Annotated in this window: 24 protein-coding genes; all 24 read right to left on the bottom strand. The window is 33.8% G+C overall.

The genetic code is table 11. The annotated features are described in order from the left end of the window. Window positions 1–27 precede the first annotated feature (27 nt). Entirely contained in the window at window positions 28–1,314 is a 1,287-nt protein-coding gene (locus LPB248_RS10985; protein WP_177211473.1) for a phenylacetate--CoA ligase family protein, read from the bottom strand. Next, complete coding sequence (locus LPB248_RS10980; RefSeq protein ID WP_177211472.1) at window positions 1,311–2,975, bottom strand: C45 family autoproteolytic acyltransferase/hydolase; 1,665 nt, start codon at window positions 2,973–2,975, stop codon at window positions 1,311–1,313. The genes LPB248_RS10985 and LPB248_RS10980 overlap by 4 nt, the downstream gene beginning before the upstream one ends. 7 nt (window positions 2,976–2,982) lie before the next feature. After that, window positions 2,983–4,500 (bottom strand): phytoene desaturase family protein, encoded by a 1,518-nt coding sequence (locus LPB248_RS10975; protein ID WP_177211471.1) that lies wholly within the window; start codon window positions 4,498–4,500, stop codon window positions 2,983–2,985. Beyond that, window positions 4,497–8,174 (bottom strand): 1-acyl-sn-glycerol-3-phosphate acyltransferase, encoded by a 3,678-nt coding sequence (locus LPB248_RS10970; protein WP_177211470.1) that lies wholly within the window; start codon window positions 8,172–8,174, stop codon window positions 4,497–4,499. Before LPB248_RS10970 ends, LPB248_RS10975 begins: the two co-directional genes overlap by 4 nt. A gap of 164 nt (window positions 8,175–8,338) precedes the next feature. Then, a complete protein-coding gene (locus LPB248_RS10965; protein ID WP_177211469.1) occupies window positions 8,339–9,514 on the bottom strand; it encodes a DUF2062 domain-containing protein in 1,176 nt (391 codons plus the stop codon). A gap of 16 nt (window positions 9,515–9,530) precedes the next feature. Then, window positions 9,531–10,016 carry a hypothetical protein gene (locus LPB248_RS10960; RefSeq protein ID WP_177211468.1) on the bottom strand — a complete coding sequence of 162 codons (486 nt, stop codon included), beginning with the start codon at window positions 10,014–10,016 and terminating at the stop codon, window positions 9,531–9,533. Window positions 10,017–10,018: 2 nt separating this feature from the next. Then, window positions 10,019–10,390 (bottom strand): 3-hydroxyacyl-ACP dehydratase, encoded by a 372-nt coding sequence (locus LPB248_RS10955; protein WP_177211467.1) that lies wholly within the window; start codon window positions 10,388–10,390, stop codon window positions 10,019–10,021. 5 nt (window positions 10,391–10,395) lie between these two features. Continuing rightward, window positions 10,396–11,007 (bottom strand): outer membrane beta-barrel protein, encoded by a 612-nt coding sequence (locus LPB248_RS10950; RefSeq protein ID WP_177211466.1) that lies wholly within the window; start codon window positions 11,005–11,007, stop codon window positions 10,396–10,398. 2 nt (window positions 11,008–11,009) lie between these two features. After that, window positions 11,010–11,606, bottom strand: a complete 597-nt coding sequence (locus LPB248_RS10945; protein WP_177211465.1) for a porin family protein — start codon at window positions 11,604–11,606, stop codon at window positions 11,010–11,012. 37 nt (window positions 11,607–11,643) lie between these two features. After that, entirely contained in the window at window positions 11,644–12,279 is a 636-nt protein-coding gene (locus tag LPB248_RS10940) for a hypothetical protein (protein ID WP_177211464.1), read from the bottom strand. Beyond that, complete coding sequence (locus LPB248_RS10935) at window positions 12,245–12,871, bottom strand: outer membrane lipoprotein carrier protein LolA (protein WP_177211463.1); 627 nt, start codon at window positions 12,869–12,871, stop codon at window positions 12,245–12,247. Before LPB248_RS10935 ends, LPB248_RS10940 begins: the two co-directional genes overlap by 35 nt. A 111-nt stretch (window positions 12,872–12,982) precedes the next feature. Continuing rightward, window positions 12,983–13,672 (bottom strand): polysaccharide deacetylase family protein, encoded by a 690-nt coding sequence (locus LPB248_RS10930; RefSeq protein ID WP_255462921.1) that lies wholly within the window; start codon window positions 13,670–13,672, stop codon window positions 12,983–12,985. Window positions 13,673–13,764: 92 nt separating this feature from the next. Next, on the bottom strand, window positions 13,765–14,826 hold the full coding sequence (locus LPB248_RS10925) for a beta-ketoacyl synthase N-terminal-like domain-containing protein (protein ID WP_177211461.1): 1,062 nt from the start codon (window positions 14,824–14,826) through the stop codon (window positions 13,765–13,767). Beyond that, the gene (locus tag LPB248_RS10920) at window positions 14,826–16,022 is read right to left on the bottom strand and encodes a beta-ketoacyl-[acyl-carrier-protein] synthase family protein (RefSeq protein WP_177211460.1); all 1,197 of its coding nucleotides are present in this window, start codon (window positions 16,020–16,022) and stop codon (window positions 14,826–14,828) included. The genes LPB248_RS10925 and LPB248_RS10920 overlap by 1 nt, the downstream gene beginning before the upstream one ends. A 118-nt stretch (window positions 16,023–16,140) precedes the next feature. Next, a complete protein-coding gene (locus tag LPB248_RS10915; protein WP_111378796.1) occupies window positions 16,141–16,398 on the bottom strand; it encodes a phosphopantetheine-binding protein in 258 nt (85 codons plus the stop codon). 2 nt (window positions 16,399–16,400) lie between these two features. Further along, window positions 16,401–17,018, bottom strand: coding sequence for a 3-oxoacyl-ACP synthase (locus tag LPB248_RS10910; RefSeq protein ID WP_177211459.1), 618 nt, complete (start codon window positions 17,016–17,018; stop codon window positions 16,401–16,403). A 6-nt stretch (window positions 17,019–17,024) separates the two neighbouring features. Then, a complete protein-coding gene (locus LPB248_RS10905; protein WP_177211458.1) occupies window positions 17,025–17,564 on the bottom strand; it encodes a hypothetical protein in 540 nt (179 codons plus the stop codon). Beyond that, complete coding sequence (locus tag LPB248_RS10900; RefSeq protein ID WP_177211457.1) at window positions 17,561–18,700, bottom strand: beta-ketoacyl-[acyl-carrier-protein] synthase family protein; 1,140 nt, start codon at window positions 18,698–18,700, stop codon at window positions 17,561–17,563. Before LPB248_RS10900 ends, LPB248_RS10905 begins: the two co-directional genes overlap by 4 nt. 102 nt (window positions 18,701–18,802) lie before the next feature. Further along, complete coding sequence (locus LPB248_RS10895) at window positions 18,803–19,252, bottom strand: acyl-CoA thioesterase (protein ID WP_177211456.1); 450 nt, start codon at window positions 19,250–19,252, stop codon at window positions 18,803–18,805. Further along, on the bottom strand, window positions 19,227–20,510 hold the full coding sequence (locus LPB248_RS10890; protein ID WP_177211455.1) for an ABC transporter permease: 1,284 nt from the start codon (window positions 20,508–20,510) through the stop codon (window positions 19,227–19,229). The genes LPB248_RS10895 and LPB248_RS10890 overlap by 26 nt, the downstream gene beginning before the upstream one ends. Further along, a complete protein-coding gene (locus tag LPB248_RS10885) occupies window positions 20,500–21,198 on the bottom strand; it encodes an ABC transporter ATP-binding protein (RefSeq protein WP_008465897.1) in 699 nt (232 codons plus the stop codon). Before LPB248_RS10885 ends, LPB248_RS10890 begins: the two co-directional genes overlap by 11 nt. A gap of 63 nt (window positions 21,199–21,261) precedes the next feature. Beyond that, complete coding sequence (locus tag LPB248_RS10880) at window positions 21,262–22,260, bottom strand: BtrH N-terminal domain-containing protein (RefSeq protein ID WP_177211454.1); 999 nt, start codon at window positions 22,258–22,260, stop codon at window positions 21,262–21,264. After that, complete coding sequence (locus LPB248_RS10875; protein ID WP_111423013.1) at window positions 22,261–22,665, bottom strand: hypothetical protein; 405 nt, start codon at window positions 22,663–22,665, stop codon at window positions 22,261–22,263. A gap of 31 nt (window positions 22,666–22,696) precedes the next feature. Then, window positions 22,697–23,164, bottom strand: coding sequence for an ABC transporter permease (locus LPB248_RS10870; RefSeq protein WP_177211453.1), 468 nt, complete (start codon window positions 23,162–23,164; stop codon window positions 22,697–22,699). Between the last annotated feature and the right edge of the window lie 8 nt (window positions 23,165–23,172).

The following is a 23,172-nucleotide window of genomic DNA, read 5'->3' as shown; positions in this document are numbered from 1 at the left end:
ACTTTGTCACTTTGAACCTTTGTACCTTTAGCGGTAATCAAAAAATCGAATTGGTTTTCGGCTCATTGGATTAAAAACCAACGGATTCAAAACTTCTTTTGAGGCAAATTCTATTTTTGGAGTCACTCTTAATTTGGCTCTAAAATGATCTTTTATTTCTTGTAAAAATTCTGGAGTTTGATTTTTAACGGCAATTTTAATCAGGATTTCATCTGTTCCTAAATCGTTGGTTGAAATTTCGATCAAGTGATTTTCGATATTATCAAAACTGCTCAAAACATCGTTCATCGCTGGCGGATAAAGCGTTGTGCCTTTGTATTTAATCATTTGCTTTTTACGTCCAACAACTGGACCAACACGCAAGGTGTTTCTTCCGCAAGCACAAGGCTCGTCGTGAAACTGAACCATATCGCCCGTTTTAAAACGCAGCAAAGGCATCGCTTCAATTCCTAAAGTAGTAAAAGTCAATTCGCCCGTTTCTCCATTTTTTACTGGCTGATTGTTTTCGTCTAAAACTTCTACAATGATTAATTCTGGGTGATGATGTCCGCCTTTTCCGTGTTCGCATTCGGTAAATGCAGTACTCATTTCTGTAGAAGCGTAAGTCGAAAACAACTTAATATTCCATTTATCGGTGATTTTTTTGGATAGAATATTCATGGAGAAATCCTGTTCTCTCAAAGATTCCCCAATACAAATAGCACCTTTTATGCTCGAATTATTATAATCGATTCCATGAATTTCGGCATATTCAATTAATTTTAAAAGGAAAGAAGGAACCGTAATTAAATAACTCGGATTGTACTTTAAAATCGAATCCCACTGCATTTCTGGAATTCCTGCACCAACTCGAATTACGCCTACTTTCAATTTTCTAAGACCTAAAAAATAAGCCAAACCAGCCATAAATTTTCGGTCAATTGTCGTCATCAATTGAACAACATCTCCTTCTGCAATTCCAGCGCAGGCAAACGAAATAGCTTCATTATAAGCCAAACGATCTAAGTCAGAATCGGTTAAGCCAAAAGTTACAGGATCTCCTAAAGTTCCTGATGTCGAAGCATAATCTATAATTTTATGTTGCGGAACACACAAGAAATCATCATTATATTGCTGTAAATCTTCTTTGGTTGTAACAGGCAAATGCTGTAAATCTTCCAGTGTTTTAACTTTCGAAATATCAATATTCTGTCCTGCAAAAAGTCTTTTATAAAAAGGAGAATTCTCACTGATGTAAGATAAAAGTTCGGCTAATTTTTTTTCTTGAAAAATTTTAATCTCTTCTAAAGAATCTTTTTCTATTGCTGGAATCATTGTAATTTTCTTTTGACTTTTTTTAAATATTTTTCAATCTCTTCTTTTTGAGGAACTGTAGTGATTTCGTGACTCAAAGCTTTTTCAAAATTAAGCTTCGCTTGAAGAAATTCTTTTTTTTGGTAAAAGTACAATCCTGTCTTATAATATACAACCCAATAATCTGGGTTTAATGCTTGATAATGCTGAAGAAATTCTGAGGCAACAGTTTCTTTCTTTTTTATAATCGAATCTATTTTATGATCTTCAATTTTAAATTTTTTAAAATTCTGAAAAGCGGTCGTTTCCAAGAAAGGATCTTTGGCAATATTCAGATTTTCTTTTTGAAAAGATTTTGTGTGATTCTGATTTCCACCAAAAATCGAATCTAAATCATAACAGACAAATTCGCCCAATTGGAACGGATTTGCCGAAACCCAAACTAATTTTTCTTTTGGTTTAAAGATAATTCCGTGATGTGCCAACAGTTGATTCAAGGCTTTTTCATTTCCATATCCTAAAGATATGTTTTTTAAACCATCTTTATTTCTAAGAATTTCCGAAGCAATCTCAGGATTTACTTTTGGATTTTCAGATAAAAGCTCCTGCATTCTTTCATACCGATATTCAGAATGGCTGTTGACAATTTGTTCGAGATTTCGTTTATCTTCTTTGAAAGCTTCTCCCTGAAAATGATTGGAACAAATTAGCTGATCGCTGTTTGGAACATCATAAACGTCCATTTTATTTGGCGAAACTTCAATCAGAATAGCTTTGTTATCATTGGCACTTCCAACCATAATCGATTCAGAAACAAATACTTTTCTTTTTTTTGCAATGGCAATGGCTTCTTCTAAATTTTTGGCGTGCTGTAAAATTTCGCGGGTCAAGATCGAAATTGGCGTTTTCGCGCTAAGCGGAATTTTAGATTTAGAAGCATTTATCGTTACAGTCAATCCTTCGTAATTCATTCCAGAAACAGCGCCGATCATTCCGGGCCAAGTGACCATCATAAACGGATATCCTTCTTTTGGTTTGATGAAGGCTGCGATTTTGTTTTCCGCGAAAGCGTCATTCACATAAAAATCAAAATTTCGAGCCAGAATTAAATTTCCATCTTCCGATTTTTCGTTCCAAGCCGCAAAAGAAGAACAGCCAACTAAAGCCAAATCCTGTAAAGCGTGTCCAATATCATGTGCAGCATGTAAGTACAAACCGCGCTGATATTGAGGTGCGATATTATCAAAGTCGTTCGAAGTATATTGAGAAACGCCATAAATCTCCGTTTGATATTCGTCAGGAACATTCAGATACAATTTTCGATTGTACCATTTTAAAAACTGACGAAGCATTTTCTGCTGGAATTTTGACGGAATTAAATCGGTTATTTTCAAGAAAAAAATGCGTTGCTGTTTGTGTAAAAGTGAATCTGTCAAAGCACCAGTCGAAAGTCCGATTTCGAGCGGATCGCCTTCTACATATAATTCCCAAAGGCCTTGTTTGTTTTTTAAAAGCGAATTTTTTCCAGAGAGAAAAATACTGTCTGATATTTTTTCAACAACAGGTTTTGTCGAATTAAAAGCAGCGATATCTGGAATATGTTTTTTTGATTTTGAAGTACCGCAGGAAGTCATCAAGCTTAAAAAACCGATAAGGAAGAAATAAAAAATTCGGCTTTTCATGATTCAATTATTCAGATGCTTTTTTAATTTTTTCCAGCAAATATTCTTTTCCTACAATTTCAGAGCAAGTTATGACCGCCCCAACCGTAACTCCCAAGACACCATGCATGTTAATACTTTGGCCTGTAAGATAAAGATTTTCTACCTTAGTTTTAGTCGGAATCATAGTTTTCATCGGATTATTTGAATCTTTAACATATCCGTACATATTTCCGCCGTCTCCGCCTATGTAGTCGCGATAAGAAAGCGGAGTAGAAGTATGGACCGATTTGATGCAATCTTTTATTCCTGGAAATTTTTTCTCTATTTCTTCTAAAAATTTTGATGCCTTTTTAGCTTTGAAATTCTCATAACTTTCTCCTCGATCATTTTCTTCAAAAGTAGTATTGAAAGTGCTTTCCCAAGCTTTAACATCATCATATTTCATATAAGTCAAAAACGTCATTCCGTCTGCCCATTCTTCGTCTTTTTTTGACGGATTCATAGAAGCCATAAAAGTTTTAGGCCATGAATTTTCATCGTATTCGTAAGCGGTCCAAACATCAGTAGCACTTTTAAAATGATAATAATTGTGATTGATGTATTTAAAAGTTTTAGGTTTAAAAACGATATACAAACTGAAAGCAGAAAGCACGTTTTCTAAGTTCTGAATTCTATTGAAAAATGGTTTTCTGAAATTTTCCTGACCCGCCATTTTCAAAGTCGTTTTTGGTTCGATGTTCGAAATAAAATACGTTCCAGCAACTTTGGTTCCGTCTTTCATTTGTACTGAATTTACCTTTTGGTTTTCAACTTCGATTTTGGTGACTTCTTTATGTTTGAAAAACTCTCCACCATATTTTTTAAGCTGTTTCAGCAATTGTTTGGTAATCTGACTTCCGCCATTTATACAACGCCAAGAACTTTCGATATACGAATTAACGACAAGCGCATGAACGTAAAATGGCGATTTATCTGGAATTCCGGCGTAGAGAAAATTGGATCCCGCCAGAACAGCTTTTAGTTTTTCATTTCCAGTAAAAGAATCTATGGTTTCTTTCGCGTTGAGCGCTAAAATTTCATCGTCATATTTTCCCTCCGATTCTAGATTATAAAGCGGAAATGTTTTGCAGACTGCTTTTATTTTCTGGCAGTATTGTTCGAGATTTTCCCTTTCTTCAGGAAAGTATTTTGTCAGTTGCTGAATGAAATTTTTGAAACCTTGCGCATGCGGATATTCGGTTTTGTCATCATCAAAAGAAATAATATCAAAACCATTTTCGTCTAATTTTTTTAGATTCAAATGATCCATTATTCCAATATATTTGAAATACTGATGAAGATTTTGGCCTTCGCCCAAACCTCCGATGTAATGAATTCCCGTATCAAAAATGGTTTTATCTCTTACAAAAGTCTGAAGATTTCCGCCATATTGATTGTTTTTTTCGAGTACACAAACGCTGTAGCCTTCTTTTGCCAGAATAACAGCAGAAACCAATCCGCCTAAACCGCTGCCAATTATAACTACATCGTATTGTTTTTTCATCCTTTTTTCTTTAAAACTAGTAAAGCATTTTCTTCAGAAACAATTTCAAAATTGTCAAACTGATTTTTTAAACGAGAACAATTGACTAAAATTATAAAAGAAACGTCTAGAATCTGTTTTTCAATTTCATCGTGATAGCTTTCATCAGAAATTAAAACAATATCATATTGATTTTCAATTGCCGATTCTAACTTTTCGAGATATGTTATTTTTCTCTTAGGAACAATATAATTCGTTTTGGCAACCAGCAATTTTTCTTCATCATTTATAAAAGAAAATATTTTTCGCTGTGGTTCTTGCAAAGCCAATAAAACATCCAATTGCCCGTAATCGTTTCCTAAATGAAGGATTTTTGCTTTTGGCTGAACGTGTTTATTTAAGCTGTAATACGCTTCGAGATTCTGTTTTAAATCTTTTTTTACGCTTTGCCCAATTTCAATTTCTTTGTAATCATAACTGTTGATTAACATTGTTTTGAAATAATCTGGACCTTCAAGTTCTTGTCTAATTTTGCGATATTCTGCTTTAAAGAACGAACTGATTTGTTTGGTTCTTTCGGCATAATTATTTCCAAACGAAAGATCATCTGGAGCAATTCTTTCTAAAATCGTAACTGTCAATTTTCCGTGGTGAATAACAAAATCACCTTTTGGAATTAGTTCTGAAGCACCGTGAATAACAACCGGAATAATGTCAATTTTAAATTCTTCGGCAAGGAAAAAAGCACCTTTGTGGAATCGCTTAATGACATTGCTTTCGGAACGAGTTCCTTCTGGAAAAACCATTAACGAATAGCCTTGTTCTATTTTTTTTCTTAAATGTTCAACGCCGCCTTCAAGACCTTCAGAAACGGGGTAAAAACCTGCCTTTCTAACAACACCGCCAAAAATAGGAGAATTGTACACCCAGTCGCTTACCAAGAAAATGATTTTCGGGCTTAACATTCCGATTGAAAGAATATCTAGAAATGAAGAATGATTGGCAATAATTATGGCTGGTTTCTCGAAAGTTTCATTGAAATTATTAATGACTTTTTTGCGAATAAACGGATTCGAATACAACACCGATTTCATGAATTTTGAAATCACATATCGAAAAGCTTTCATTTTTGATTTTTTGCTGAAAGGCAAAATCGGCATAATGGTAAAACTGAAAATCGACATTACAATTCCGCCTAAACCATAATAAGCAAACGAAATTACGCCATGAACAAATGTTCGCAATTGAAAAGGCGGATTTCCTTTTTTGGGACGATTGGATAAAAACAGTTTGAATAAAATCGGATAGAAGATAAAAGTAATAATCAACGCTGCAAAAACCCCAATTAATGAAACCAATGAAATAGATGTAAGCGCAGGATGTTTGGCAAAAATCATTGCGCCGATTCCTAAGATTGTCGTGATAACTGCCAGAATAATTGAGGTTCTGTAAATGGCAATTTCGTTAACGCCATTTGTATATTCTTTTTGCAAGGCACTGGTCATGAAAATACTAAAATCGACTCCGTGACCAAAAATCAACGTGCAGACAATCATGCTGAAAATATTCATCTGAATGCCAAAAATGCCCATAATTCCTGCCGTTACAATTCCCGTCAACGCAATCGGAATACAACTTATGATTACCAATTCGATTCTTCGGAAAAAGAAAAATAGAATTAAAATTACAGCAACAAATGAATAATTTACAAGCGAATTAAAATCGGTTTTTAGAGTGCTAAAAAACGTTTCGTTCATCTGCTGGCGATCAATTGCAATTATGTTTTCTTTTGCGGAAGCCGATTTTACAAAAACATCTCGTTGTTCTGGCGATACTTTTACTAAAGTTGAAATAGTATAAAAACCATTTTTTTCGGTTATAAATTCTTGTAATTGAAGTGCTTTAATTTTTAGAAATTCAGCTGCAGAAACAGGTTTGAAATTGAAATCTAAATGATCAAAAAACAGATTGTATGTTGTTGGTTTAAAACCAAGCTTAGAGCCTTCGGCAATTAATTCAGATTTTACAAATTCTTTTTTCTGTGAAGTCCAGAACGAATTCCATTTTTTAATTTTTTCAATTTGTTCTTTTTGCGAAAGTACAATGCCGCCAACTGAACTGAAATTTAAAATTTTATCCTGATTTTTTGCTGTAGATAAATCATCAAAAAGTTTACTGTTATGCTGTAAAGCTTCTTCCATGGTTTTTCCATAAGAAGCGACATAAATCGTTTTGGAAGTTAAACTCGTACTTTCTTCCAGTTGTTTTTCGGCAGCTTTGATTTCTTTCGGAATAAAATTCAGTTGCGATAAATCGTTATTAAAACCAACATCATTATAAGTAAAACAGCAGATAATGGTAATGATAACGCAAAGTCCGATTAAGATTTTATTGTTGTGAAAAGAAAAATGAGCCATTTTATCGATGACATTCTTCTTGTGTTCTGCCGGATTTTCTTTTGGTTTATATAAATGAGGAACAATCAAAAGAGAGAAAACTCCAGTTGCCATAACTATAACAGCAGCAAAAATTCCGAGATCGTTTAAGGCATCCGATTTTACAAAAAGCAGACATAAAAAAGCAACGGCGGTTGTAGAACTGCTCATGATGACCGGCATCGTAATGTCTTTGTACAACGTTTTTACATCGCTATTATGCTTGTAATGTGTGAGAATGTGAATGGAATAATCAATCGTAATTCCCAATAAAATAGAACCAATTCCTAATGAAATTGCTGAGATTTGTTCTCTCACAAAGTACAAAAAGGCAACCGCAAACAAACCGCCAAAAACCGTTGGCAGAAAAATAATAAGCGGAATTAAGACTTTGCGGTAAAATAAAATCAGAATCAGCATTAAAGTAAACATCGCGATGGATGTTGTTAAAATAATATCTCCTTTAATCTGATTGGCATTTGCAACTGCAATTAAAGCAGAACCAAAATAACTGATAGACGTTTTTCCTTTAAATTGGGTATTTAGATTTTCCTGAATCGATTTCAGTTTTTCAGCAAAAATAGTATTCTTTTCTGTTTCGCTTGACGGAATATTGGATGTGATAAAAAGCAATAATTTCTTTTTATCCTTGGTCATTACAAAACCATTTTCCAGAGTAAAATCATCGCCAATATTTAATTGCTGTAATTTTTTTAAAGCAATAAAAGAAATCCCAAACGGATCTTGCAGAATAAAATCTTTGGTAATAAAGCCAGACGGAGAAATAATCGATTTGTAATTTCCTTGAACGGTTGCTGCGATACTGTCTTTTTGAAGTTTCTTTTCGATAGCAACATAATCTTTATCATCTAGAAAAAGTGGCAAATTATTGTAAACAAAATCGATAGTTTCCTGAATATTTTCTTCGTCAATTTTTCCTTGAATTCCTGTTATATATGGCTTGCAAGATTTAGAAACGCTGTCAGAAAATATAGTTGCCATTTCTTTCAAATCTTCGGTAGAACCATTTTTATCCAAGCTAAAAATTACGGTGGTTTTATCGGCAAAGTTTAATTGTTTTAAGACTTTGGCAGTAACATCGGTTTTATCGTTTGTTGGAATAAGTTTGGTAATATCTTCTTCAAACTTCAATCTTGAAGCGAAAAATCCAAAAACAAGAAGCATCAAAACAGCCAATACAACCGAAAGAGATTTTCTTCGGTTTACAAATAAATGAATGGCGTAGAAGTATTGATGCATGGTTGTTTATTATTTTTTCGCCACGAATTAAAAGATTAGCTTTAGTTTGTCACCCTGAGCGAAGTCGAGGGGCGTTCCAATTGGACGTGGGCTTCGACTTCGCTCAGCCTGACAAACTGGATATAAAAATCATTTTAATCCTTTTAATCTGTGGCAAACTTAACTTAAATATTCGGTTTGTTTTTAGAACTAAAAGCCGTTAAAAGCAAATAACTTATAAGACCAACTGATAGCGCTGAAACGGTTGCTAAAATAAGACTTCCTACGATATATTGCGTAGCATTTTTTTGAATATCATCGAGCGTAATCGAACTATCCAAAACCAACGGCGCATCGCTGGTTACAAAAATACTTCCAACTTGAAGCGAAGCATAAATAATAAACGGAATAAAAGGCGGAAAACTTACGTTTGAAGTAAGGTAAGCAATGACTTTGTTGAGTCTGAACAAGGCAGCAAAGGTAAAAAGCAATATAGTCTGAAATCCCCAAAAAGGTGAAAGTCCGATAAAAATACCTAAAGCAATTGCGGCCGATTTTTTAAAATTAGAATCGTTGCTTTCTAAAATATCTTCTAAAAAGAATTTTTTAAACCCTTTTTTTTTAGCTCTTCTAAAAAAATCTCTTGGCTTTATATATAGCAAAGCATTGGTGACCAAAACCGTATTTAAAATACTGATTCGGGTAAAATCTTGAAACGGACGAAAATGCGAAACTCTTTCGGCAGGATCATACAAAACCTGAATCGGAATATTTTTTACAACAATTCCTTTCCACGCAGCACGCACGATAACTTCGATTTCAAATTCAAATTTATTGGTATAAAAACGTTTTGGAAGCAATCGAAGCGGATACAATCTAAATCCAGATTGTGTGTCGTCTAGTTTAATTCCAGTTTCAAACTTGAACCAAAAATTAGAAAACTTGTTTCCGAAACTACTTTTCTTCGGAACATTTTCTTGCGTCATATTTCGGCTTCCAATCAAAAGAGTGTTTGGCTCGTTTTGAATTGCCTCCAAAAAAACAGGAATATCTGCAGCAAAATGCTGTCCGTCAGAATCGATTGTAATGGCATATTCAAAATCCAATTCCAATGCTTTTCTAAATCCGTTTCTCAGCGCTCGTCCCTTTCCTAAATTTTTAGGATGTTGAATTTGAGTCAGTTGCGAATATGATTTTAGAATTTCGCTGGTAGAATCGGTTGAACCGTCATTAACAACAATGATATTTGTGGTGAAATCTATAATAGAATCCAGTACTTTTTTCAGTGTTTTTTGGTTATTGTAAGTGGGTACAATAACGCAAAAGTTAGTCGAACTGAGTAATTCTTGCTGTGATTTCATGGGGAGTTTTTTGAGCTTACTTTACAAATTGCTTCTCTTTTTCGGAGAAACTTTTAGATTGTAAAACAAAGTCTTTAAGATAATCTTTCAAAGCCGCGCTTTGCGAAGCATAATACGTCGTTATGAATTTTTTATCTTCTTTAATATTTTTCTTGTAGCCAGTAATACCTGGAACATCTTCCTGAACACTCAATCGGATCATTCGCATTTCTATATTACTCGGATCACTTTTTATTGTTGCCTCAAGTAATTTTGCACCTTCTTTGAAACGATCCATTTTCTGGCTTAATTTTTTTTCAAATTTAGAATCCAATAAAATAGAAGCCGCTTTGTAAGCCACTAAAATTTTATCATCATTGCTTGAAACACCTGCAAGTTTGGCTACAAACTCTTTGGCATTGCTTTCTGATTTTGCTACATCAGAATACATTTTTCGGATTGAAGCCAAATCTGGCGTTCCAGCAAAATTCACCCATAAAAGTAATGTCAGTAACAGTTTCATAATTATATTTTTTTGTACACCGTGCTCAATTTAAGAGCAGTTGTGTCGTTAAAGTAAGTCGTGTTTTTCACTTTTACTAAATCGTCTTCCGTTGTGGTAACATCCAGTTCCAATCGTAATTCTGGAGTAACCTCCGGATTAATCAGCGCCATGAATTTTACATTTGCCAAAGACTGAATCATCAGCGAACTTTTGGTAATCGATTCTGTAAGTTCTTTGATAATCTGAATCATGCAAACACCGGGCATAATAGGATTTCCAGGGAAATGCCCTTTAAAAACCTCATGTTTTTCGTTGACTAAAATTGTAATCGTATATTTCGAATCAGATACTTTTTCTTCTGATAGTATTTTATAAAAATCTTGTAAAATCATATTTTTTATTTTCCAAATGAATAGGAAACCCCTAATTGAAAATTAATATTCGTGTTATAATCTCCAAATAAATAATAATTATTGGAGTCATTTTGATAATAATCACTGCTTAAAATATCAAGCAATCCTTTTTTGAATCGCGCTTCAAATGTCAAACCAGAAGGCAGGGCATAGGCAACTCCTAAAACCAAACCAAGATCATTTTGTGCTTTTCTTACAGCAAGATTATCATTCAATAAAATATCTAATGTTGGTCCTGCTTGAAATTGAATTCCTACTGGCAAAGTAAATTTATTCATCACAGAAAGAGACAAATAATTTATATCAAGATCTAAATGTTCTACTTTATTGGTTTGTGTATTTTCATCAAAATAATTTCGAGCTACATTATTAGAACCTTGTCTGCTGTAATTAATCTCTGGTTGAAGGGCGTAAACTTTGGTTATTTTAATTTCTGTAAAACCACCAGCATAAAAATCAGTTTTATAATCGGCGTGCATTTCAGAAATAGTCGAAAAACTAAATCCGGCTCTTAATCCAGGCTTTACACTTACTTGGGCTTGTATATTTAAAACCAAGAAAAAAACAGCAATAAAGAAGAATATTCTTTTATTCATTTTTATTTTGTTTTAAATGTATAACTAATTCCGATTTGGAAAACTTGATTTAAGATTACATCATTATAGTAATATCCATTATTGTCATAATCATATCCATTATAACCATAAATATCAATTAATCCTTGTTTAAGTCGAGCTTCAAAAGTTAGACCATTTGGCAAAGTATAACCAACACCTCCAACAAATGAAAGATCAAAATCTTCGGGATTCGTATTTACATAATTATCACTAACTTTTAAATCTAGAGAAGGGCCTGCCAATAGATGAAAACCTCCACCGCCAAAGTTAAATTTTGCAACTGCTCCCAGTGTTATATAATTCAACTCATACTTTTCAGAATAATAACGGCCGTTTTCAAAATATCTTCCTTCATCACCTTGTCTTGAATAATTTATCTCTGGTTGAACCGAGAAAAATTTATTGAATTTAATATTTACCAATCCACCAACATAGAAATCTGTTTTAGAACTATTGTCATCAATATTCGTTAATGTTGATACATTCAAACCACCTCTTAGTCCTGGACTAACTTTTACTTGCGCTTCTGTTTGCATTCCGATTAATAAAACAAATGCAATTAAAACAAATTTTCTCATTTTGGGCTTGGTTTAAGTTTAGGATTAGTTTAAGTTTTTATTCTGATTTGAAATAATTCAGCTCAATTTTCAGTTTAATATTCTGATGAATTATCTGAATCTTTTCGGCAAAAATATTGTTTTCTGAACTGAAAAGCAGTGTAAATTTTTCTTTTGTTTGAGAAGCATGAACGATCTTTTCTAATTTCTGATCTTTTTTGGAGATGAAAATATAATTGTCACGCTTGCCATCTGCCGATTTATATATGTCTGCCGATTCATTTTCGAATTGCTCTTGAATCAAATATTCTTTCTTTAAAAGCAATCGAAAATCTTCTTTTAAAGTATTGATCAAAATTTTTCGATCTAATTCTGATACAATAGAATTGACTTTAAAATCGGTATCTGAGATTTCAAAATCCATTAATTTATTTCCGAATTCCGTTGTAAAAACTATTCGATGCGTAGTGTCATTTATTTTCTTGGCAATGAAAATTCCAGACAATTCATTTCCGTAAACACTGATGTTGGTTTTATAAACATAATCGGTTTTTGAGTCTGAAAAATACGGAACGGTATAAGACGTTTTGTCTAATTTTTTAGGCGTATAATTTTTTGTGACCGAGCCACAAGAAATTAAAACAATTGCCAGAAAGCAATTAATTAGTAAAAACTGAATCGTCGATTTTTGCATTGATTACTTTATTTTTAAGTACAATTCGAGTATAATCTTCAGATGATTCTAACAATTTTACCTGAACAACTGTTGCTTCTTCTTTATCAAAAGTCAGTTCGATTTGTTTGATGTATTTTTTCAGCGTCGCATCTTTCGGAACAAATTTTGCCAGATTCTGACCTTTCAATTTAAAATACGAAATCGTAAATTCTTTATCATCAAACATATTGCCGCTCACACTTCCCACAATCAATTTATTAATTCGGGCAAAGATTTTACTGTTTCCAATATCAACGGCGCTTTTCTTTCCTTCGTCGTTAATCAGGATTTTTCCGTTTTTGAAAGTGATGCTGTAATTGTACGGTTTTTTATATTGCCATTGAAGCAAAGCTGGTTCTTTAAAAACCATTTTTCCTGAAGTTTCAATGTCTTTCGAAAGAAAATCCAAATGTTTGTATTGAATAAAATCTGTACTAAGTGTTTTGATTTTTTTGGCTACCACATTTACATCTTGTTTAAAAGAAGCAATTTCGGCATCGGTCATTTTTTGTTCTTGTGCGAACAAATTGCCTGAAATAAATAGAATGAGTAGTGCTATTTTAGTTTTCATATTTTATAATATTGTGCTTAATGTTTTTGCCACGAATTACATGAAAAATCACGAATTTTTGATTTAATAATAATCCGTTTTTATCTGCGCTTTCGCGAAAGCGAATCTGTCTTATCCGCGTCCAATTTCATAAGCATTAAGTTTCAGTAATTCTTCAACAGAAATCACTTCATAATTATTTTGCTGTAAAAATTGCAAAAACTGTTCCAGTACCAAAACAGAATGTTCTGCTGTATCATGCAAAAGTACAATTCCGCCGGGAGAAATATGCTTAATGAGTCGATTGAAAATTAATTCCTGATTTTGGGTTCCTCCGTCAAGCGAACGAATATTCCAACCAATTGTTTTATGTCCGGTTACTTTTAAAGCTCTTCTGATTGATGGCGTCGTAACTCCATAAGGCGGACGAAAAAAGTTGATCTTTTTGGAAGTGAGTTTTTCTAGAAGCGCATCTGTTTTCTGAATTTCCTCGGTTATTTTTTTAGCATTATAAAAATCAAAAAACTTAGAATGAGAATAGGAATGATTTCCAACCAAGTGCCCTTCATCAATCACTTTTTGGAGAATTTGGGGATGCGTTTCAATGTTTTTACCAATACAGAAAAAAGTTGCTTTTGCATTGTATTTTTTTAAAAGTTCTAAAACTTCTAAAGTGTAAATACTTGGACCATCATCAAAAGTAAGCGCGATTTTTTTTTCTGTTTCTAACGGATTACTGCAAAATGCTTTTACATGATAATTAGAAGAAATTCGTGCAGAACCAAAAGCATTTATTCCAATCCAAACTAAAATTATAACCACAAACCACAGAAAATGAATTGCATTATATAGATTCAGGAGAAACAATAAAAGCAATAAAAAGATAAAAAACAGCGATATGTTTTTGTGCGTTATCATTTTGACAGCAACGTAAAACTATGGTTTTTTCCGTTTAATTGGTTGTATAATAAAATCGTTTTGTAGTTTGATTTTTCGACAGCATTTACTTTTACGATTTCAGGAATTTCCTGAGTTTTCAAAATTTTAGCCGCCATCCAAAAAGCAAAAGCCGAAGCTGTATCGTATTCTCCGCTCAAATGTTTGTAATATAAAACAGGAGTTTGAGCAAATGCATTTTCAGCAAGATTTCTATAATAATTCTCAAAATCGACATTTCCGTCAAAACCTAAAACAAGCGCGTCAACATCTGAAATTTCTAAATTATTTGATTTTAAGAACGAAATAATTGCTGCTTCAACTTCATTTTCTTCCAGAGTATTTACAATAGAAACATCTAGAAGTTCGGCATAAGTGTTTTCTTTTCTTTCGTTTTCTAAAACAAAAAAACTAGCGCCTTCACCATAAACAGCTCCACTTGTTGAAGAATTTAGAACATCGTATGGAGCAGAATTGTCTGCTTTAATACGACCGTTTAGTTTAAAAAGCGAAGTAGTATAATCGCCATTTTCGTCAACACCACCCACTAAAATTGAATTGGCTTCAGCTTCTTCAATCTGCATTTTAGCATCAATAAGAGCCGATTCAAAAGAAACAGCACCATTCACGTAGGTAAAATTATAACCTTTACATTGCTGTAAAAGTGCAATTTGCGCTCCAACGGTATTGTGAGTAGATTGAATGAAGGAAGTCGGAGTTAAAAACTCTTCGTTATTATCTAAAATACTTTTCAGGAATTTTTCAGAATCTTCAATACAGCCTAAACCAGTTCCAGTGATAATGGCATCGACTTTTTCAATATTGGCATCTTTCATAGCCAAAGCCGAAGCTACGATTCCGTTTTTTACACCTTTTGCCATTCTTCGGCTGGCAGCAGGCGAAATATATTCTTTGTATACTGGCGGAACAATTGCCAGTACATTTTCTTCATGATTTACAACAGCTTCTTCCAAAAAAACAGTATCAAATGTTTTTTGAGTCGAAATACAGCCTACTCCATTTATATATGTCTTCGTCATTAGCTTTTTGAAAATATAAGGGTTGAACAGTTTCCGCCAAAACCAAAAGAGTTGGATAAAACGTGCTCGATAGTTTTATTCTTTAAAGTTGTCTGTGGTTTCAAATCAAATTCTTCCATCGGAACTTCAAAATTCAAATTGGGGTAAACCACATTATTCTGAATTGCCAAAACACTGTAAACGGCTTCAATCGCAGCTGCAGCCGCTAAAGTATGTCCTGTAAAAGGTTTTGTAGAACTGAAATCTGGAACTTTTTCGTTTTCATAAATTCGAAGTAAAGCTCTTCCTTCAGACAAATCGTTGTTTGGCGTTGCAGTTCCATGCACGTTGATGTAATCAATTTCAGAAGGTTTTAAACCCGAAACTTCAAACGCTTTTTTCATGGCCAAATAAGCACCGTCTCCATTTTCTGAAGAAGCAGTTTGATGAAAAGCGTCGTTGGCATTTCCGTAACCCGAGACTCTTGCCAATACTTTTTTGTTTTGTTTTGCTACAATTTCATCCGATTCTAAAACTAAAAAAGCGGCAGCTTCTCCGAGATTTAATCCTTTTCTGGTATTGTCAAAAGGTTTGTTGTAATCGTCAGATAAAATCATCAAAGTCTTAAATCCGTTGATGGTGAATTTTGCCAAAGCATCGGCTCCGCCCACAATTACACGATCTAATTTTCCCGTTTTGATCAATCTTGCACCCAACATAATCGAATTGGCTGCAGACGAACAAGCAGTACTTATCGTTGTTACCATTCCTTTTAAACCTAATTCTTCAGCAATTTTTTCGGCAACATCGCCGCCATCGTGGCAAGTAATGTACTTGGTCAATTCTGGTTTTTCGAAATAATCGTAATAATGTCTTTCCGTCATGTCCATTCCGCCCACGCTTGTAGCCGAAATAAGTCCCGTTCTAAATTCATTTATATTGGTAATGCCAGCATTTTCAACAGCTTGTTTTGCTGCCAAAGTGCCAATCATAGCGGTTCTCGAGAAATTATTATCCTCATTTAATTTCAGTTCATCAACAAGATCTTCGTTGGTTTTTTTGATTTCGCCAACTTTGATAACATCTGCATGAACAGTCGAAATATTTTGAATACGAGAAACACCGATTTTGTTTTCAATCAAGGAAATGTAGTTTTCCTCAACCGAATTACCAATCGCAGAGATAATTCCCATTCCCGTTATTGCAACACCTTTCATTTTTAGACTTCTTAGATTGTTAGAATTTTAGACTTGCTTAGATTCCAGACTTCTTAGATTGTTGGACTTTTTAATTCTTGTCTAAGAAGTCTAAAAATCTAAGCCAGTCTAAGCAGTCTTACTTCGTTCTGTTCGCGCTGATATACGCTGCCATAGTTTCGATAGACTGGAAAATAGATTTTCCTTCTTTCGGATCTACTAATTTAATTCCGTAATCTTTATCTAAAATCACGATCAATTCAAGTGCATCAATCGAGTCTAAACCTAAACCGTCTCCAAACAAAGGATCGTTATCAGCAATATCTTCTACTGCAATATCTTCAAGGTTTAAAGTTGTTATGATTTTATTTTTTAATTCTTCTTTTAATGCTTCCATGATTATTTATTATATAATGTATTGATAGTCTCGTTTGTATATTTTGCATTTTCTTCTGTACTAATTGTACATAAAAAAGCTTTATAATTGTCGTTAAAATATTCTACCCAACCGCACAAAACCATATCTGCTTTATTCGTATTCAGAAGAATATTCGAATAATTCGACATAAATTCGGTGTTAAAGGTGTCAAATATAAAGAAAGAATTTTCACTTTTCAGCTGATGACGGATACTTATTTCGCCCAAACAAATATTTGGCAGCGTATAAACAAAGACCGCCGGACTCGGATAATAGTTTTCTTTATCTGAAATAGATTCCTGATATTTTACATCGGTATCTAAACTAGACGATTTATTGGCCAAAACCAAAGCAATATTATTTTCCTGCTCCGTTGAGGTTATCGGACTCAAAAGCAATTCTGATCCTAAAAAAGCCAGTTTGCTCAAAGCATCCATTTTGAAAAACTTTGGATATTGCATTTCAAAATTACGATACGCTTGTTTAGAAAAATCAGCAAAATCAGTTGGTTCAATTTTGAATACAGAAGTTCCGTTCAAAACAATTTCGTTGTTTTGGATGGTGATGTAGGATTGTATGTAGGTTTTGTTTTGAGTCATTTTTTTTTAAGAACACAGTTTTTTAATGTCCGCCTTTAAAAGTAATTGCGAAACAAGAACAGGAAAATTGGTTTTACGACCTTTTTTAATTATTGTCATATAGATGTTATTCTTGTCTAGAATAAATATTCTGCTTGAAAGATATACAGAATTAAGTGCCAGACCATCTGGATATTTGTTATAAATGATTAATTCTTTTGAATTTGTAGCTCTTTTGCATCCTGATTTATTGCAATATTCATTAATAATTGCTCTATTTCTTTCAGCGCCATATTTGCTTACAATTTTCGTAAGATGTTTTTCAGTTGCTTTTCGATAAATTGCATAAGCAAAAAAAAGACTTATAAAAAAGAGCAAATAATATTCAGTTCCCGTTTGTGAATAATCTCGATATGGATCGAAATAAACTAAAAAAGGACAAAAAAATAAAAAACTAAAAAGCATCAAAAGAAGTATGGTATCAAATTTATCAGACCAGCTTTCAGAATAAACTAGTTTACTTTTGATTAGACTTTTTTCAATATTTAAGTTTCTTAAACTTCTCATTTTATCTTTTCAAAAACCACAGCCGTATTACAACCTCCAAAACCAGAAGCCGTTTTCAAGAAATAATCAATCTTCTTTTCTCCATTTTTCTCAATCACATTGATAGCCTCACTAACTCCAATTTCATCAAAACCTTTCGATTCAAAAAGTTTATTTTGGTTGGCAGATTCTATTGCAATTACCGTTTCCAATAATCCTGAAGCGCCAAGTGTATGACCGTAAAAACCTTTTAGACTATTTACGGGAACATTTTGTAAATCTAAACGAGTTAGAGCAATCGCTTCCATTTCGTCATTATAAGGAGTTGCGGTTCCGTGTGCTGAAATATAATCTAATTTGTTTGCCTCAATTTGCGCTTCTTTCAAAGCATTCTGAATACTTCTAAACAAACCTTCACCTGTTCTTGAAGGTCCAGAAATATGATTGGCATCGTTTATCGAACTGTCGCCAATAACTTTTATTTTAGCATTTTTGGCTTCCGCCGAAACTAAAACAGCCGCTGTCGCTTCGCCTAAACTTACTCCAGTTCTGTTTTTAGAATATGGTTTGCAAGGCTGCTCGCTCATAGCTTGAAATGCATTAAAACCAGACAAAACAAATTCTGAAACTTCATCTCCAGCCACCACAAAAACGTTGTCATAAAGTTCAGATTGAATCATTCTTTTAGCAACAGAAACAGCTAAAATTCCAGAAACGCAGGCATTTGAAACTACAATGGGTTGTGTTTGAAACTTGAAGAAATTGGCAACGTTTTTAGCCAAAACATCTAAATGTGCGTTGTTGAAATTGTCGCCAGAATCATTTGCCAAAGCAGTTACATTTCCTTTTGTGGTAGAAAGTATAAAAGCAGTTTTTGAATTTAATTCTACATTTGAATTTTTGATAATCGGCTCCAAAGCCAAAATCATCATTTTCTCTAAACGAGAATATTTTGTCTCAGTGCTGATTTTTGAAAAAGCACTGTTTATTTTTTCATTAGAAATAATCGAAGCATAAAAAGGATTCGGCATCAAAGAAACATCGTTATGAAGTTGGATTCCAGAATCACCACGAAGAATGGCGCTGATATTAGATTCAACATCAAAACCTAAAGGTGTGATGCAATTTGTTTCGGTGATGTATATTTCTCTTGACATTTTATGATTTTAATTTCGTAAAATTTTTGCTCGCAGATTTGGCAGATTAAGCAGATTCCGATTTTACAATTTTTAATTCGTGAAAATTTGTGAAATTCGTGGCTACTTCAACAATCCAACTTTTCGTTTCCATTCCTCATAAAAAGGCGGATTGGTCAGCATTAAATTTCCTGCTGCATCTAAAAAAACCTGAGTGGTTTCGCCTGTACAGGCTATTTCTCCTTTGTCATCAATAATTTTAAAACGGTAAATCATTTTGGCTGCTGGAGTGTCTACAACTGTTGTTTCTATTGTTACCACATCACCATAACGCAAAGACAATTTATGTTCGCAAGTCGATTTTACAATTGGCGTTGTATAGCCCGTTTTGGCAATATCCAGATAAGTGAGTCCGTGTTGGCGACCAAAAGCTTCACGTCCATCTTCAAAATACGTGATATAATTGCCGTGCCAAACAATTCCAAGCGGATCTGTTTCGTTAAAACGAATCCTGATTTCGTGGGAAACGGTAAGATCTGTAGCTTCTTTAAACTGCTCTTTTCTTTTTATCATAAAATAATGCGATGGAAGTGGTAATAATGAAAAACAAAAATAACAAACTTATTCTTGGTATGATTTCAACGAAAGAAACGTTTCGAAGCAATACATCGTAAAAAGCTTCTAATCCCCAGTTCATTGGAGATGATTTTGCGATATATTGCATGATTTTTGGCATAGCAAAAACAGGAACCCAAACACCACCAATTGCCGCTAAAATGATCACACTTGTCGCGCCAAAAGGAGCAGATTGTTCTTGTGTGCTAGCTACAGTTCCTAATAAAATTCCGAACCCGATTGCTGCAAAACCTGAAAATAATGCTACAACACTTGTCAATGCAAAATGACCTTCGATATTTAAAGAAGGCAATCCGATTGATGGAAATAGGAATACAGCAACGGCAACCATCATATAAAACTGAATCATGCAAATGATCGAGTAGGTGATGGTTTTTCCAATAATCACCACTAAATTAGAAACTGGATTGGTTCTTAATCGAACAAAAGTTCCCTGTGATTTTTCTTTTACTATATTAATAGATAACGGAATGACAATAAAAAAGATTGCAAAAAGTGTCCACGCCGGAACGTTATGCTGAACCGAATTTGGACGAACTTCTTTGTTGTTGATTCTCGGAATTATTTCTTTGAAAGTAATAAAGTTCTTTTGTTCAAAATCGATGGTTTCTTCTCCTAATTGTTTTTGAAAAGTACTGTAAATCGATTTGGTTTCAATCTGCGAAATCATTTTGTCGATCGAACTCATCACGGCATTTTTGAAACTCATCTGAACCGCTGGATCAAAATACAGTTTTACTTCTTTTTCTTTAATAACGCGCTGAGGTTCGGCAGCCGTTGTACTATCGGTCAAACCTAAATTGCTCACAATTTTCTCTACATTCTGATTTACTTTTTCTTGCAAATCAGAACTTAGGTTTTCTGGAATTACAATCGCTAATTGAAATTTTCCTTTGTAGACATTTTCTTTGGCAATTTCTTCGGTAATCGGTTTATTGTCAAGTTGGGTTACAACAGTAAAATATTTGCTTTTTTCTAAATTTTCAAAAACGGTTTTAGAAACAGATCCGTGGTCTTTATCGACCAAAAGAATCTGAAGTTTAGAATCGGTTACGGCTTTAAAAGTGCTGTCTTGAATTAAGGTTACGGCAATTACCAAAACCAAAGGCATGATAAATAAAATGATCAATCCGCCTAAATCTCTTTTTAGCAAAAGGAATTCTTTTACTACCGACATCCAAATTTTATATATCATCTCTCAATGCTTTACCGGTTAATGAAATAAAAACATCTTCGAGATTTCGAGCATCTTTTGTAGATTCAATTAATGCTGACGGAGTTGCTTGTGCGTAAATCTGTCCTTGATCTAAAATAGCAATTTGCGAACAGAAATCTTCGGCTTCAGCCAAATGATGCGAAGTATAAATAATAGTTGTTCCGTTTTGGTTCAACACTTTCAAATAATCGATAATGGCAGTTTTAGAATGCACATCGACACCAACTGTTGGCTCATCCAAAAACAAAACTTTCGGATTATGAAGAATTCCAGCAATCAGGTTGACACGGCGTTTCATTCCGCCTGAGAAAGTCTGAACTTGTTTATCGGCAAATTTCAATAAGCCTAAAAGATCAAGCGTTTCGATTACTTTATCTTTTAAATCAGAACCTTTTAAACCGTACATGCTTCCAAAATAAAGCAGATTTTCTCTTGCCGTCAAAGTTGGATACAAAGCATATTCTTGAGGAACAACGCCTATAATTTTTTTAATTTTTGAAGCATGATGCTGATAGTCTAAACCATCAATTGTAAAATGTCCTGAAGTTGGTTTTACCAATCCGCAAAGCATGGAAATTAAAGTGGTTTTTCCAGCGCCGTTTGGGCCAAGCAAACCAAAAATTTGGCCTTCATTTATATTTAGCGAAACATTGTTCAAAGAATACATTTCTGCATTTTTGTACTTTTTCGAAAGGGATTCTATTTGAATGATAGACTGCAAAATAGTGTTTTAGCTGATCGCTTTTTTTAGTTTTTTGAAAAAGATTTCTTCTCTATTGGCAATGTCCAAAAGTTCATCGGCAATAGTGTTGTAAGCATCTTCTTTGGCGCTTCTGTTTTTGTAAATACGCGAAGCTTCGACAGCAAAATCACGCCATGAATCTCCAATTTTTGTCATTTCTTTAGAAAGTGCTTTTAGTTCTTCGTTACCCAAAATAACTGAAGCCTCTTGTAAAAATGCCGCATAAATAAAACGGAAACCACCACCACCAGTTCCAATTTCTTCTTGCATACGAACCATTTGCGCCAAGTAATGATTGGCTTTTCTGACTCCATGCTTTTTAGGCCATTTACGAATCTGGCGAGAAACCATTTTGATGCCGCGAACACCAACAATTGGCATTGGTGCCAGCATATCTCGGCATGTATTTTTGATTCCTTTTATGATGGCGCTTTTTAAATCAACATCTTTTGGAATCTGAATTGGATAGTACATTTGTCCGCGAGGCGCAAAAGCTCCTTTGGCAAAACGCACTTTATTCATGTCTTCGTAAGTTAAAGTCGTAACGGTTTCCATTACAGGATCGCTCACTAAATACTCGGTTTCGGTTTTTCCGTAAACGACTAAATTGTGCGCGTTGAAATGAAAACGATATTCGTCTGGGAAATAACTTAAATTGTATACGCCAACTTGTAATCCGGTTGGAATATTATTTTTTAAATTTTCGTCTAAAGCTTTATTCGCATTTGCTATAGAAGAAAATTTTTGTCTTTTTATTTTTAAATTTAATCGGTTGGCCACTTTATTGAAAATCTGTCCAGGCAAAGTTCTATAACTGATTGCTGGTGCATGATTTACTTTTATAAAAGGCAGATATACAAAAAACAATCCAGAGCCAATACCAAAAACCATCGGTTCGCTAATGTTTAGTCCGCTATTTTTTAGCAGATTTGACGCTACTCCATTCTCGCAATGAGCAGACTGATGATGTGTGAAAGTTAATTCCATTTATTTGGTAATGCTGTTTTTTAATTCTTCAATTGATACTCCAAAAGTATCAGCATATTTTTTCAGGATTTTATCATTTAGTTTGGCAAAAACACTTGGCTTAAAATGTCTTTTTACACGCCATTTCCAAAACCCGACATAACTGGATAAGATGTTAAGATCCATTTTATTGGCTTCCATAAAATACACAATCGGACTTACTTCGCCATTTAAAACCTGTTGTTTGGCATCGGCAATACGTTCATTTATTTCATCAATAGAATTTGAAAGTGCTATTGTTTTAGGTTCCCAGCCCGTACTTAATGTTGTGGTATAATTGCCGTTTTCATCAGTTGCATACAAAAGCTCTTTTACATTATTCTTAGTTAAGTTGCTTTGATCCTGAGGTACTTGATCTTTTTCCATTACCTAGTTTTATTATTTTCAAGTGGAATTATTACGAAGCCGAAACAGTTTTCTGAATAAACAGATTAATTTCGCATTCTAAGAGTATCTGGTCTTCGAGTAAACTTTTACAGCTCATTGTGCATAAAGTATAATCGTCTCCGACAAATTTTGAAACCAAATCGGCTTTGGTTATGATCGTATCGCCAACTTTTGGCAATGCATGAATTTTTACACTTTTTAAAGCGCTGATAAATCCAATTACATTTACGTTTTCATTTTCGATTCCGTTGTCGTCAAAAAAGTATTTTTTTCCAACAATTGCAGAACAAGTCTGTGCTGTATTTTCGATTAATCCGGCTTCAATAAAAACAGTATTCTGAACAAAAATATTGTCTTCTTTTATCAAAAAGATAGTTTCTACAAAGTTGGCATCTATATCCAAAATCAAATCCACCATAAGCATCGGTGCTCGGTGCGGTAAATAATTTTGTATGTCAACAGCAGAACTAGTTTTCATCGATTGCT

It is taken from the genome of Flavobacterium sp. LPB0248, assembly GCF_013388355.1.
Classification (GTDB): Bacteria; Bacteroidota; Bacteroidia; order Flavobacteriales; family Flavobacteriaceae; genus Flavobacterium.
This window is presented reverse-complemented; position numbering and strand designations above follow the sequence as displayed.